At 64.2% G+C, this 13,857-nt stretch carries 9 protein-coding genes and 1 tRNA gene; 4 read left to right on the plus strand and 6 right to left on the minus strand.

Annotated elements, in window-relative coordinates; all coding sequences use genetic code 11:
* Positions 1-2: 2 nt before the first annotated feature.
* Positions 3-2,588, plus strand: coding sequence for a hypothetical protein (locus tag ABFD92_13550; protein MEN6505564.1), 2,586 nt, complete (start codon positions 3-5; stop codon positions 2,586-2,588).
* A gap of 73 nt (positions 2,589-2,661) precedes the next feature.
* Here ABFD92_13550 and ABFD92_13555 read toward each other — a convergent pair.
* Positions 2,662-2,752, minus strand: a tRNA-Ser gene (locus ABFD92_13555).
* Positions 2,753-2,914: 162 nt separating this feature from the next.
* On the opposite strand from ABFD92_13555, the gene ABFD92_13560 reads away from it, so the two are divergent.
* From ABFD92_13560 to ABFD92_13570, 3 genes are all read left to right on the plus strand, one after another.
* On the plus strand, positions 2,915-4,237 hold the full coding sequence (locus tag ABFD92_13560; protein MEN6505565.1) for a DEAD/DEAH box helicase: 1,323 nt from the start codon (positions 2,915-2,917) through the stop codon (positions 4,235-4,237).
* A gap of 296 nt (positions 4,238-4,533) precedes the next feature.
* Positions 4,534-5,271, plus strand: a complete 738-nt coding sequence (gene kdsB, locus ABFD92_13565) for a 3-deoxy-manno-octulosonate cytidylyltransferase (GenBank protein ID MEN6505566.1) — start codon at positions 4,534-4,536, stop codon at positions 5,269-5,271.
* 236 nt (positions 5,272-5,507) lie between these two features.
* Positions 5,508-7,235, plus strand: coding sequence for a CTP synthase (locus ABFD92_13570; protein MEN6505567.1), 1,728 nt, complete (start codon positions 5,508-5,510; stop codon positions 7,233-7,235).
* A gap of 82 nt (positions 7,236-7,317) precedes the next feature.
* On the opposite strand, the gene ABFD92_13575 is transcribed toward ABFD92_13570, so the two are convergent.
* The 5 genes from ABFD92_13575 to ABFD92_13595 all read right to left on the minus strand — a co-directional run bounded on the left by ABFD92_13575 (position 7,318) and on the right by ABFD92_13595 (position 13,841).
* On the minus strand, positions 7,318-9,102 hold the full coding sequence (locus tag ABFD92_13575; protein MEN6505568.1) for an ankyrin repeat domain-containing protein: 1,785 nt from the start codon (positions 9,100-9,102) through the stop codon (positions 7,318-7,320).
* A gap of 70 nt (positions 9,103-9,172) precedes the next feature.
* Complete coding sequence (locus ABFD92_13580) at positions 9,173-10,252, minus strand: uroporphyrinogen decarboxylase family protein (GenBank protein ID MEN6505569.1); 1,080 nt, start codon at positions 10,250-10,252, stop codon at positions 9,173-9,175.
* Positions 10,253-10,351: 99 nt separating this feature from the next.
* Complete coding sequence (locus ABFD92_13585) at positions 10,352-11,470, minus strand: glycosyltransferase (protein ID MEN6505570.1); 1,119 nt, start codon at positions 11,468-11,470, stop codon at positions 10,352-10,354.
* Complete coding sequence (locus ABFD92_13590) at positions 11,467-12,879, minus strand: UDP-glucose/GDP-mannose dehydrogenase family protein (GenBank protein ID MEN6505571.1); 1,413 nt, start codon at positions 12,877-12,879, stop codon at positions 11,467-11,469. Before ABFD92_13590 ends, ABFD92_13585 begins: the two co-directional genes overlap by 4 nt.
* Positions 12,876-13,841: a UDP-glucuronic acid decarboxylase family protein gene (locus ABFD92_13595; GenBank protein MEN6505572.1), complete on the minus strand. Its 966-nt coding sequence runs from the start codon at positions 13,839-13,841 to the stop codon at positions 12,876-12,878. Before ABFD92_13595 ends, ABFD92_13590 begins: the two co-directional genes overlap by 4 nt.
* Between the last annotated feature and the right edge of the window lie 16 nt (positions 13,842-13,857).

A 13,857-nucleotide genomic window follows, 5' to 3' on the forward strand; every position in this document is an offset into this window, starting at 1 on the left:
CGATGAGTCTGGAAGGCACGATCCTGGACTGGGTGGAAAAGATCAGCCGCAGATTCGACGATCTGGAGACGCACCATGCCGGTTCGGCCTCTCCGCACTACAACATCTCCGATGCCGTCACGACCAGTCAGCAGGACGGCATCTACTGCTATCATGTTCCCGACAACCATCTCGGACACGGGGCCTCCTTCGGCAACGGGTCAGTCTGGGCCCTGACCAAGGGCAACGGCGACATGCTCAGTTTGACCAGCACCCTCACGTCGCTGCAGCTCCTGGGTGGCATGAGCATCGGATACCTGCTGCCGTTCACCGACCTGTCGGTGCTCGGCCGCAGCGGTCGGCGCTCGGGGGGGCGACGCCAATTGACAGCCACGATTTCCTATGCCACGGGCAAGCTCCATCTTCATCCGGCTCTTCAGCAACGGGAGTTTGTCATCGGGGACGGTCTGCAGGTGCTGCATTCATTCTTTGTGCCCCGGACGGGTCTGGACGATCCGGCGGTGGCCTGTACGACGGTTTGCCTTCATAATGCCACGGACCATCCGATCCGCATCAACGTGGTGGGGTGTCTGGACCTGCGCGGCCAGACCCAGGGCGACCTGGCGGCCACCTATGACCGTGGCAGCGGGGTGCTGCTGGCATGGAATCAGTCCCAACCTGAATACGTGCGTTATTTCGGCGCCTCGGAGCGGCCGGATCATTACCTGGCGACCTGCGATGAAGAACAAGCCTTCTCGCCCAGCCAGCCCCTGGGCGACGGTACGGAGGAGACCGGCGATCTGACCGGCGCGCTTCAGTTCGACTTTCTGCTGCTGCCTTCCCGCCGCAAGAAGATCCGCCTGTACGCCGGTTTCAGTCTGGAAGGCCGATCCGCTGCCCTAAAGGCCTTCCGCGCCCTTAGAAAGAAAAACGCCCTTCTCCGTGACACGATTGAGCACTGTCGAGATCAGATCGCCATAAGCGACCTCAAGATTCCCAGCGACATGTTGACCCAGGGCATGCAGTGGGCCAAAGCCAACATGCTCCGTCCGCTGGCGCGCTATCCCAAAGGCAACGCCTTCACCAACGACCCCGGACACAGTTCGCACGTCGTGGGGCGGGATGCGGCCTGGTACGTCCACGGCTGCGATTTTGTGCGTCCCGAGGCCGCTTGCGGACTCCTGACCCTGCTGGCCAACCATCAGCGCGGCGACGGGCTGATCCCGGAGTTCGTCGACGCCGTCAGCGGCGATGCGGAATACTGGGATTTCAACATCAACGACAACACGCCGCTGTTCGTGACGGCTGTCGACCATCACTGGTCCGTGACGCGGCATCGGCGGTGCCTGGACGAGTTGTACGCCCCCGCGCGCAAGGCCGCCGAGCTGATCCTGTCCCAGCGAAACGACGACGGACTGGTCTTCTGCACCGCCCGCGGTATCGGAGCCAAGGGCATCTGCGGGTGGCGAAACGTGCTTGAGCACGATCAGATCAACGGCGCGGTGACCGAGGTCAACGCCGAGTGCTATGACGCCCTGCGGTGCGCGGCCGACCTCTGTCGCGCCAAAGGCGAAGCGTCTGACGCGTCGCGATACGATGACGAAGCCTCGCGATTGCGAGATCGCATCAACGACAAACTCGTCGACCCGCGAACTCACCTGTACATCCGCAACATCGACATTGACGGGCGCCGGTTCACCCAGCCCACGGTGGAGATGGTCTTTCCGCTGCTGTTCCACGTGGCGACGCCGGACGTTCGGGAAGCCGTCATCACCCGCCTGTTCTCGCCGGACTTCATGTCCGACCACGGGCTGCGAGCCTTGCCCTCCAACAGCCCCCGATGGGATCCTTCAGGGCAGTCCGGTTGCCTGGGCGGGGTCTGGCCCGGCGCCACCTGGTGGTTTGCCATGGGGTGCCTGGGCATGCACAACCGCATCATGGGCGACTCGCTCGAGCGCGCGTACCGGTACATCGTCCAGGACCCCAAGACCTACAACACCGTGCCCGGGCAGTTCAACGAGTGGTGCGACGGGCAGACCCTCGTCAATCGAGGCATGCCCCTGTCCCCCTGGGCGCCGCCCAGATTCATCTGGGCCGCCCTGGAAGGCCTGGCCGGAGTGGAAATCAAAAAGGAGCAATTCACCGTCAACCCCAGGATCCCGGGCCAGTGGTCCTGGATGCAGGTAGACAACCTGGCCTTTCGCGGACGCCGACATTCGTTCTTCGTCACGCGCCAGAAGGACGGCTTGCACCTGTACACCTGCAGCGACATCAAGTCCCACTTCCCGGTTCATCGCTATCGCAAGTGCCTGCGCAGCAGCGTCGAGCCCTTGACCGGCGGCATGACAGCGGCCGTCTTTGAGCGACCGGACGAATCCATCCTCCTGTTCGCCAGCTCGCGCCATCGCATGCTGGTGGGACCGTTGTTGGCGCACGACGCTATCCGTCGCCATGCCACCTATCACGTCTGGCGACTGGACAGCATGCAGCGCGATTGGGATGACCTGGGCAAGATCCGAGGCCGCGATCTCCAAAGAATCGCCGTCCGCATTGAACCGCAGGGATACGCGCTCTACAGGTTCCGTCCAGTCCGGTCCGGAGAGGGTTAGCGCGGATATCTCACCGCCGTGTCGCGGAGATCACAGACTTACAGCGTGTTGTGGAAATGTATTGCGAATCTAACGGAGAGGTCGGGATTCGAACCCGAGGTACGGGCATGACCCCGTACAACGGTTTAGCAAACCGTCGCTTTCAGCCACTCAGCCACCTCTCCAGCATGTCAGACGCTGATGAATCGGGCGGCTGACGGTACCATTCTATGGCAATGGATCACCCCGGTCAATCATGAACCTGTTTATAGCGTTGTATCCGCCGGGTATTGCTGGTACACTTCCGCCTTCAGAATCCTCCAGAACAAGAAACTCAAGCGTCCCCCATGCCATTCAAGACCCTAGACCTCATCCAACCGCTGCTGCTGGCTGTCGAATCCGAAGGCTACACGATCGCCACCGAGATCCAGAAGGAAGCCATCCCCTACGTCCTGAAAGGGCGCGACCTGTTGGGCTGCGCCCAGACCGGGACGGGCAAGACAGCGGCTTTCGCTTTGCCCATCCTTCAGCGGTTGCACTCGCACCGGCCGGCCGACAGTGGCGGTCAGCGGCGCCCCGTCCGGGCGCTGGTGCTGACGCCGACGCGTGAGCTGGCGGCCCAGATCGGCGAGAGCTTCCGCGCGTACGGCAAGAACCTCTCGCTGCGCCACACGGTGGTCTTCGGCGGCGTCAAGCAAGGCCCGCAGACCACGGCGCTGCATCGCGGAGTGGATATTCTTGTGGCCACGCCCGGGCGGCTGCTGGACCTGCTCAATCAGCGCGTGCTGACGCTCAAGGGCGTCGAGATCCTCGTGCTCGACGAGGCCGACCGCATGCTGGACATGGGGTTCATCCACGACATCCGCCGCGTGATCGCACAGATCCCCGCCAAGCGCCAGACGCTGATGTTTTCGGCCACCATGCCCCGCGAGATTCGCGACCTGGCTAACACGCTGTTGAGCGACCCGGTCCACGTGAAGGTGGCCGCCGAGTCGCCGGCTGCAGACACCGTCGAGCAGGCGATCTACTTCGTCGAGACGCGGACCAAGATCGCCCTGCTGGAGCACCTGCTGCGCGACGCGGCAATCTCCCGCGCGCTGGTGTTCACGCGCACCAAGCACGGGGCCGATAAGGTCGTGCGGAAACTCACGCGCGGCGAAATCGCCGCCGAGGCGATCCACTCCAACAAGTCTCAGGGCGCCCGCCTGCGGGCGCTGGCGAACTTCAAGGCCGGCAAGACTCGCGTGCTGGTGGCCAGCGATATCGCCGCCCGCGGGCTGGACGTCGACGACATCTCGCACGTGTTCAACTACGACCTGCCCAACGTCGCCGAGACGTACGTACACCGCATCGGCCGCACCGGTCGCGCGGGCGCCCGCGGCAAGGCGATCTCGTTCTGCAGCGAGGAACAGCGCGACGACCTGGTCGAGATCGAGCGCCTGGTGGGGCGGCGCCTCCCCGTGCTCCAGCATGCCATCAAGGCCCCGCCCGCCGAACCGCGCGTCGGCGGCGACTCTCATGAGCAGAGCGCTCACGTGCGGCGCGAGCGGCCTGCGGTTAAGGAATCCACCCCCGCGGCCAAAGGTTCCCCCGAGCAGCAGCGCAGCGCCTTCTGGCGCAGCCGCCAGCGCCGCCCCAGCGGCGCCAGTCGCCGGCGCAGAGGGCGGTAGAGGCTGGAATGATGGAATAATGGAATAATGGGTGGCATGGCGACACGCATTTTGTTTTTGGCGGGTCGTCATGAGGGAACGTGAAACGGCGCGTCGTTTTGTTAGCGGCGGAGCTTGCTCCGCGCGGTTGTTTCCCTGATCCGTAGGCTGATGTGCGCAGGCAGATCGCGCGGCAAAACGCGCGGGGCAAGCCCCGCCGCTAACGGGAAAACGCCGCCATCAATCCATCCATCCATCCATCCATCCATCCATTCATCCATTCCTTCTTCCGCCCGTTCCGCGTAGAATCTGCGTCCATGAACACCGCCATCGCCATCATTCCGGCGCGCTACGCCTCCACGCGCCTGCCGGGCAAGCCTCTGCTCGCCCAGACGGGCAAGATCCTCATCCAGCACGTCGTCGAGGCCGTCGGCCTGGCAAAGCGAATTGCGCGGATCGTCGTGGCTACGGATGACGATCGGATTCTTGCCGCCGTGCGCGGTTTCGGCGCCGAGGCCGTCATGACCAGCCCCGACTGCCCCAGCGGGACCGACCGCCTCGCCCAGGCCGCCCGGACGCTGAATCTGGGCGACGACCAGATCGTCATCAACGTTCAGGGCGACGAACCGGACATGCCGGCCGACTGCATCGACCGCCTGGTAGAACTGCTGGAGCAGTCAGACGCCCCGATGGCCACGTTGACAACGCCCATGACCGTCGCGGCGGCGGAAGATCCCAATCGCGTCAAGGCCGTGCTGGCTGGCGACGGGCGGGCGATGTATTTCTCGCGGGCAAAGATTCCCTTCGACCGTGACAAGAAAGGCGGCGTGAATTACCTGCTGCACCTGGGCATCTACGGATACCGCGTAGGGTTCCTCAAGCAGTTCGCCCAATTGGCTCCGACGCCGGCCGAGCAGGCGGAGAAACTCGAGCAGCTCCGTGCCCTCGAGCACGGGTTCGCGATCATTGCGGCCGTCGTCGACTACCACGGCAGCGGCATCGACACGCCGGAAGACTACGCGGCGTTCGTGGCACGGGTTCGGGGAAAGAGTTGACGTCCACGAATGTCACGAATGACACGAATGGGGGAAAGCAAGACGGGAAGAATGGACGGACGGAACAAGGAATAATGGAATAATGGAATGATGGAATATTGCTTGGTGGTTCGCTTCCATCCGTTCTTCCATCCTTCCAGTCTTCCATCATTCCGTTTCTTTTTTCCCCATCGCGGACGTAACGTTTTTTTCCTGAGCCTTGCCTTGGCGGGCGCGCTGCTGTAAAGTCCGGTTCCATGAGCGACGCCATGGATTTGCTGCGGTCTGTCAAGGATCGCACCGACGAAACGGAATTCTACACGCCTTTGCCCGACGGCTACCGGTTGGGCTCTACCAAGTACGTAGCCGTCTTTGGCACGGTCATGAGCGGTCTGGGCAAGGGGATCTTCTCCTCCTCGCTGGCCAAGCTGCTCAAGGACAAGGGCCTGTCGGTCGCCCCGATCAAGCTGGAAGGCTACCTCAATATCGACTCGGGCACGCTGAATCCGTATCGCCATGGCGAGGTCTTCGTGCTGGACGACGGCATGGAAACCGACATGGACCTGGGCACCTACGAGCGCATGCTCGACCAGAACCTCACCCGCGCCAACTTCGCCACCAGCGGGCAGATTTTCCGGGCCGTGCTCGACAAGGAACGCGCCGGCAGCTATCTCGGTCGCGACGTGCAGATGATCCCCCACGTCACCGGCGAGGTGAAGCTGCGCCTGCGGGAGCTGGCGCTGGCGAGCAAGGCTGACGTGATCTTCGTTGAAGTCGGCGGCACCGTCGGCGATATCGAGAACGCGTTCTTCATCGAGGCCCTGCGCGAGCTGAGCTACGAGGAAGGCGAGGGCTCGGTGCTGTTCGTGGCCCTGACGTACGTGCTGAGCCCGCCGGCGCTGGGCGAGCAGAAGTCCAAGGCCGCCCAGTTGGGCATCAAGCGCCTGATGGAATACGGCATCCACCCCGACATCATCGCCTGCCGGGCCGAGCAGCCCGTCGTCGACAAGGTGCGCCAGAAGATTTCCGTCTACACTAACGTGCCGATGCGGCGCGTCTTCTCGATGCACGATCTCAAGAGCATCTACCTGCTGCCCGAGACCATGCGCGAGGCGGGCATTGACAGCGAGGTGGTGCAGCTTCTGAGCCTGGGCGGAAAGGTCAACTCGATGGCCGATGCCCGGGCGGCCCAGAAGTGGCACGCGTTCTGTTCGGAGTTGGAGAACCCGCGCCACAAGGCCACCATCGGAATCACGGGCAAGTACACCGCCCTGCGCGACAGCTATGCCAGCATTCTCAAGGCCCTGGAGCATTCGGGCGTGGCCAACTCGGCCCAAATCGACATCAAGTGGATCGACACCACCGACATTACGGATGACAACGTCGCGGCCGCCCTGGCCGACGTCGACGGCATCATCGTTCCCGGCGGCTTCGGCGTGCGAGGCACCAGCGGCAAGATCGCCTGCGTGAAACACGTCCGCGAGAACCGCATACCGTACCTGGGCATCTGCCTGGGGTTCCAGATGGCCGTGATCGAATACGCCCGCAACGTCTGCGGCCTGGATGGGGCCGACAGTTCCGAGATCGACCCCCAGTGCAAGCACGCGGTGATCGACATCCTGCCCGACCAGAAGAAGATCGAAGGCCTCGGCGGCAACATGCGCCTGGGCGGCCAGGACGTCGAGATCGCCCCCGGCACCATCGCCGCCGGGCTCTACGACAACGCCAAACGCATCCGCCAGCGATTCCGCCACCGCTACGAAGTCGATCCCAAGTACATCGATCAGATCGAGGCTGCCGGGCTCAAGTTTACCGGCCGACACGGTCTGCACCCGATCATGCAGATCCTCGAACTGCCCCGCGACGTCCACCCGTACTTCGTGGCCGCCCAGTTCCACCCCGAGCTGACCAGCCGCCCCCTGCACCCCCAGCCGATGTTCGTAGGTCTGGTGGCGGCCGCACTGCAGCGGCGGCAGAAGGCATAGCGCCTACAGCCCGCACATCGTGCGCAGGTGCTCGACCATGTACTTGAAGTTCTCCCAGCTCGCGTCCAGCGGGATGAGAGGGTCAATGAGGTCGCGACGGTGCTTTTTGTGGCATCGCCGATTGAAGAAGCGACTTGATCTCTGCGGTGGCCCCAGAGGCATAGTCCATTGCAGTCTTGCCCTCTGGATTTTTGATGGTTGGATCGGCCCCGGCTGCCAGAAGCACGCGAACAAGATCGACGTTCTTGGAAGCGACGGCCTGCTGGAGAGGGGTATATCCGGCCTGTCGACTGGGATCACCTTTGGTTTGATAGATGGCCCGCGCCAGTTCCGGAGTGCGGATGCCGTAGGCCGTGAACCACTCCTCATGCCCATAGTCGGCCAGCGGCGATGGAGGGGCGCCTTTCTCAAGAAGCATGCGGACGATCGGCATATTCTGGCGAGCAACGGCCAAGTGGAGCGCCGTCAAGCCAAAGCGGTTCTGGGTACCGGGCTTGGCCCCGCCGCTGAGCAGGGTCTGGATCATCTGAACATCCTCTTCCCTGACGGCCCGCATCAGCGGAGTCAGGCAGAACAGAAAGGCGTCCTTTTCCGCAGGCGCGCCGCGCTTCAGCAGATCGGCCGCTAATGAATAATTCTTCTGCGCTACGGCGAGGTGGAGCAGCGTTGCGCCGTATCGAGCCTGACAATTTGTCGAGGCGCCCTTTTCGAGCAGGAACCGAGTTGCGCCAGGCTGTTTGTGCCAGACGGCCCAGAAGATCGGCGGGGCACAGTAGAGCCCATCAGACTCGTTGAGGAGGGATGGCTTGCGTTTCAGCAAGTCCGCCAGCACGTTGGTCTTTCCTAACGCCGCCGCTGAGTGAACATCGATGGGAACATGATGGTCGAGAAGCACTCGCTGCACGAGCGGGAACTTCCACACAATGGCAGCCATCAGGGGCGTCAGTCCCTTGTTGGGGCGACCAGCCAGATCCGCACCGCGAATTGTGGGGGCGGCGCCGGCTTCCAGCAGCACCTTCACCACCTCAGGATTTCCGCGCAAGGCCGCCGTGAGCAGTGGCGTTCTCTTGAAAGGCCCGGCATTGCTGTTGATCTCTGCGCCTTTGCTGCAAAGCACTTTGACGGTCTGGGCATAGTCACCGGCACTGGGTGTGGATCTTAGAATCTTCAGCGTTTCCCTGTCTGGAAACATCGCTTCGTCATCTGCCATGTCAGTCTCGTCCTCGGGCACGAAGATATCAACTTTCCATTCCGTCCGTGCGCAAGCTAGCGCCAGGCAGTGCAGAGGGGTCAATCCGACTGGATCGGCGGAACTGGGATCGGCTCCTTTGGCCAAGAAATCTTCAACCACTGCATAGGAGCCCGTTTGTGCAGCAAGGTGCAGCAGCGAACGGCCGCGAAAAGGCCTTTCCTCAAGGCTGGCGCCGTGCGCCGCCAAGGCTCGCAGCGCATTGGCTTTGTTGTGGATCAGGGCCATTCCAGCCGGTGTGACCGCCCATGCCGCCAACTTCTTATATTCCTCTTTCGTAAGATTGGAATCGTCGGCAGGAATGTCCGAGCGGTCGCTGATGGTCGTAGCGAACTTGAGAACGACAGCAATCATCTTCTCATTGTCGGTTTCGATGGCCGCAAGAAGCGGCTTACGACCGCATTTCCGGCAGGGATACCCATAGAAATCCCCGTAGCGCCTGGGATCTTCAAGTGTGCCTTCCCGGATCGCCGCACAGAGCGGCGACATGCAAGGAAGCGTCGGTACAGCAACGTTGTCACGATGCACCGCCTGCTTCGACTCCTGCGGGCGCATCTGCGGAGCGACGCCGCAGCCGGATGCGACTGCCAGGGCAATGATCGCGAAATTCTTATTCATGCCTTACCCCAATCGACCAGCCGTACGGCTGGGAGCGATGCGCCCGCTGCCAACTAAGAGCGGCCTGAGACTACAGTCCGCACATCGTGCGCAGGTGCTCGACCATGTACTTGAAGTTCTCCCACTTGGCGTCCGGCGGGATCAGGTGGTCGAAGCCGACGATGTACCCGCCTGCGGCCAGCATGCGGCTGGCGCGGTCGAGCTCGACATGCACTTCCTTCTTGCCCTTGGCCAGGGCGTTCTTGTCCAGCCCGCCCAGGATGCCCAGCTTGGGATAGAGCCTGCGGTACTCGCAGATGTCGTTGCCGGCCTGCACTTCGAATGGGAAGAACGCGTTGAGACCGTGCCGCATCATCAGCGGCACCAGCTCCTTCACGTCGCCGTCGGAGTCGACCGAGACGATCGCCACGCCGCGGCGCTTCGCGAAGGCCGCGATGCGGTCGTAGTGCGGCATCATGAACTCCTCGGTCATCTTCATCGAGATCAGCGAGCCCTGCTTGCCCGACATGTCTTCCCAGATGTGGATATGGTCGATCTGGATGTGCTCGGCCGCGGCTTCGTACATCGCCAACCAGAGGTCCACGTACGTCTTCATGATGTCATGCACCAGGTCGGGCATGTCGTAGAAGGCGATCAGCAGCTCCTCGGCGCCCATCATGTCGCGGGCAGTGCCGAAGACGCCCCAGCCGGGGTTGCCGATCTGAATGGGCAGGTCCTTCGTGGCCGCGTCTTTCGCCCAGGCGGCCACGCTGGCGGTGCGCAGGGCGATCTGCGGCTGGAGGCGCTCGGCCTTGTACTGGTTCCAGTCGTCCCAATTGCGCACGGGGTGGGCGACCCAGTCGGGCATGGACATGCCGTCGCGGCGATTGCGCGTCGTGATGCCTCGCCAGTCGATAGCCGTGATGAACTCGTCGGTCTCCGAGATCACCTTGTACTCGAAGTGCGGAAAGGGCCCGTACTCGACGGGGATGCCATGGAAGAACGGTTCGAAGCCGAAATACTCGAAGACATTCAGATCGGCGATGCCGGACTCTTTCTTCCAGCGATCGACCGTCTGCCCCCAGGGCCAGAACCCCAGCCAGCACGGAAATGGCGCCCGATCGGTCTTCTCGCACAGCAGCGTCTTGATGATGCGTTCGCGGTGGGTCATGGTCGCTCCTCTATGGCGTCAAGGCGACGGCCTTGGCCGGCCGGGGAAGATAGCAGATGCCCATGTCGCAGTCAAAGGGCAGATAGCAGGGAAGGGGGTTCAGGAGATCGGCGCGGACAAAGCTGGACGTTTTCGGCGTCGCCGGGCTCGCCTGTCCAGGGCCTCGCGGGCATAGGCGACCAGTTCGGCGGCCCGGCAGGGGGCGGTATGGCGTTCCAACACTCGCTGCCGGGCGCGGGCGGCCAGTCGCCGCCGGTCGGTCTCGCTGGTGGTGCGGAGGTGTTCGACCACGTCGTTGCTGCGCCGGGCGACCAGCAGCTCTTCGCCGGGGACAAAGAAGTCCTCCAGGCCGGGCCAATAGTCGCTGATGACCGCGGTCCCGCAGGCGGCGGCCTCGAACAACCGCACCGAGGGGCTCCAACCGGCGCGGCGCATCTGGCGGCGGGTGATGTTGAGGGCGTATCGCTGACGGTTGTAGAACGCCGCGTGCTTGTCGGGCGAGAGGTGCTCGATACGCTGGACGTTGCCGGGCCAGCGGATCTGCGGCGGGTACTGAGGCCCGGCGACGACGAATCGCCCCTGGTCCCACGCCCGTGCCGGTCGGCAGAGCAGTCGCTCCAGCGCCGGTTGGCGGTCGAGGCTGTACGTGCCGAGGTACGCCAGGTCCCATCGCGGTCGGCAGGGACGCGGGCGGTAGAGGGTTTCGTCGACGCAGCAATAGAGCGGCCGCGCCGCGGGGCTGCCCCAGTGCTGTTCCAGTCGCGTCAGAGTCGGTCCGCCGGTGAAGGAGAGGTACAGGTCGTAGCGGGGGATCTGCCGCGGCGAGAGGTATTCGCACCGGTCGCCGGCCAGCAGGTCCAGCGTCACGGGGGTGTCGAGATCGTAAAACGCCGTCGCGCCTCGGGCGGTGCGCAAGACCCATTGGCCCACCGAGGCGCCGCGGGGCACGTAGGAGCCGACGATCGCCAGGTCGCTGTCAGCGAGTTCCGCGGCGAACCGGTCGCGCAGATCGTCCAGGCTGCGGTAGAGTTGCGTGCGCCCGAAGGGCGGATTCGGCATGTCGCGATTGGCGGCGTACCAGGGCACGTCGCGCTCGAGGAAGAGCACGTCGTGCCCCTCGGCCGCCAGGCAACGCATCAGACCGCGAAAGTTCGTGGCATGCCCGTTGCCCCAGGAACTGGTGACCGACAGACCCAGGATCGTGATCTTGAGCTTCATGCCGGGGCGCCTTTGTCGCTGGAGGTCGCAGTGGCCGCCGCGCGTGTGCGTGCCGGGGCGGGTTTCTCCTGCCGCCGCCGCGGGGCCCGTCCGTTGCCCTGGCGGGGCGGTCGTCCGATCGAGTGGTACTCGATCCCCTCGGCGGCGACGCATGCGGGATCGAACATGTTGCGTCCGTCGAAGATGATCGGCGTCCGCAGGTGTCGGCGGAGCAGGGCGAAATCGGGTTTGAGGAACTCCTGCCATTCGGTGCAGATGACCAGGGCGTCGGCGCGCGTGACGACTTCGTAGAGGTTGTCGGCGAAGAGCATCCGGGGTTCATCGCCCATGGCGGCCTTGGCGTTGGCCTCGGCGACGGGGTCGTAGCATTGCACATGCGCTCCGGCGCGCAGGAGCATGCGGGCGGTCTGCAGCGCGGGGGCCTGTCGCACGTCGTCGGTCTGAGGTTTGAAGGCCAGCCCCCACATCGCCAGGCGTTTTCCGCGGAGATTGCGTCCCATGCGGGCGAAGATGATCTCGGCCAGCACGCTTTTCTGGCGTTCATTGCGGCGGTGAACGCTGGTGAGGATTTCGGCCTTGGCCCCGGCGGCGCGGGCGACCTGGATCAGGGCCTGGACGTCCTTGGGAAAGCAACTGCCCCCGTACCCGATACCGGGCTTGAGGAACTCGCGCCCGATTCGGTGGTCGCGCCCCATACCCTCGCACACGTCGCCGACGTCCACGCCGGTGTGCGAGCAGATGTCGGCGATCTCGTTGATGTAGCTGATGCGCGTCGCCAGGAACGCGTTGGAAGCGTACTTGACCATCTCCGCCGCCGGGCGCGACAGGGTCAGGATCGCCTCGCCGGGCACCAGCGTGCGGTAAAGCCTGCGCAGGACCGCGGCCACGCGCGGTTTGTCGCAGCCGATCACCACGCGGTCGGGGTGCAGGAAGTCTTCGACGGCCGCTCCCTCGCGCAGAAACTCGGGGTTCGACACGACCTCCATCTTCACCTTCGTGAGGCGTTCGATCTGCTGCTGCACGGCCAGCCCGGTCCCGACGGGCACGGTGGACTTGATGACCACGATCTTGCTCGAGCGGGCGCAGGCGGCGATATCGGCGGCGGCCTGCATCACCGCCGACAGGTCCGCCTGCCCGTTCTCACGCGGCGGCGTGCCTACCGCCATGAAGACGACGCGCCCGTGGCGGATGGCGGCCGCCGAATCGTCGGTGAACGACAGGCAGCCGCTATCGAGTCCGGCGCGGAGCAGTTCGGCCAGACCCGGTTCGTAGAAACAGCTTCGGGCCTGCCGCAGCATGCGGATCTTGTCGCTGTCGATGTCGAGCCCGACGACGCGATGTCCGGCCTTGGCGAAACACGCCGCCGCTACCAGCCCCACGTACCCGGTGCCGATCACGGTGATCTTCATGGTCTGCCTCCCGCAATCACCGGCGCGCTTTCCTTCAGGACGCTCTGGAAATAGGCCGCCGTGGCCGCCAGACCCTCTTCGCGCTGGACGCGCGGCTGCCAGAGCAGCACCTTCTGGGCCAGCGAGATGTCGGGCCGGCGCTGGCGCGGGTCGTCGTCGGGAATGGGGGTGAAGACGATCTCGCTGCCGCTGTCGAGCAGGGCGATGATCTCGTGCGCCAGTTCGAGGATCGTCACCTCGTTGGGATTTCCGATGTTCACCGGACCGGTGTAGTCGGTCGCCACCAGGCGCAGCAGACCGTCGACCTGGTCGTCGATGTAGCAAAAGCTGCGCGTCTGGCTGCCGTCGCCCTGCACGGTGAGCGTCTGGCCGGCCAGCGCCTGGACGATGAACGTGCTGACGACGCGCCCGTCGTCGGCGCGCATGCGCGGACCGTACGTGTTGAAGATGCGCGCCAGCCGCGTCGGGATGGCGTATCGGCGGTGGTACGCCATGATCAGCGCCTCGGCGAAACGCTTGCCCTCGTCATAGACGCTGCGCGAGCCGATCGGGTTGACGTGCCCCCAGTACCCCTCCTGCTGGGGGTGCTCCTGCGGGTCGCCGTAGACTTCGCTGGTCGAGGTGTGCAGGAACACCGTCTTCTTCCGCCGCGCCAACTCCAGCATGTTGCGAACCCCGCGGCTGCACACGTCCAGGATCTCCACCCCCAGCGGGCCGAAGTCCACCGGGCTGGCCGGGCACGCCAGGTCGCAGATCAGGTCCAGCGATCCCGGAACGTCCAGCGGCGACGTGATGTCGTGATGGATGAACTCGAACCCGTCATGCTCGCTGAGCCACTCGATGTTCCCGTGGCTGCCGGTGCAGAAGTTGTCCACGCCGATGACGCTATGGCCTTGCTCGAGGTACCGTCTGGCCAGATGACAGCCGATAAACCCCGCCGCCCCGCTGATGAGAACCTTCATGATCTAACCCCCCTTG

This window comes from Planctomycetaceae bacterium (assembly GCA_039680605.1).
Lineage (GTDB): Bacteria > Planctomycetota > Phycisphaerae > SM23-33 > SM23-33 > JAJFUU01.

Excerpts from the sequence above, each read along its gene's own strand:
- ABFD92_13575 (MEN6505568.1), bottom strand. The coding sequence starts at position 9,102 with ATGAATAAGAATTTCGCGATCATTGCCCTGGCAGTCGCATCCGGCTGC.
- ABFD92_13595 (MEN6505572.1), bottom strand. The coding sequence starts at position 13,841 with ATGAAGGTTCTCATCAGCGGGGCGGCGGGGTTTATCGGCTGTCATCTG.
- ABFD92_13570 (MEN6505567.1), top strand. The coding sequence starts at position 5,508 with ATGAGCGACGCCATGGATTTGCTGCGGTCTGTCAAGGATCGCACCGAC.
- ABFD92_13585 (MEN6505570.1), bottom strand. The coding sequence starts at position 11,470 with ATGAAGCTCAAGATCACGATCCTGGGTCTGTCGGTCACCAGTTCCTGG.
- ABFD92_13590 (MEN6505571.1), bottom strand. The coding sequence starts at position 12,879 with ATGAAGATCACCGTGATCGGCACCGGGTACGTGGGGCTGGTAGCGGCG.
- ABFD92_13550 (MEN6505564.1), top strand. The coding sequence starts at position 3 with ATGAGTCTGGAAGGCACGATCCTGGACTGGGTGGAAAAGATCAGCCGC.
- kdsB (MEN6505566.1), top strand. The coding sequence starts at position 4,534 with ATGAACACCGCCATCGCCATCATTCCGGCGCGCTACGCCTCCACGCGC.
- ABFD92_13560 (MEN6505565.1), top strand. The coding sequence starts at position 2,915 with ATGCCATTCAAGACCCTAGACCTCATCCAACCGCTGCTGCTGGCTGTC.
- ABFD92_13580 (MEN6505569.1), bottom strand. The coding sequence starts at position 10,252 with ATGACCCACCGCGAACGCATCATCAAGACGCTGCTGTGCGAGAAGACC.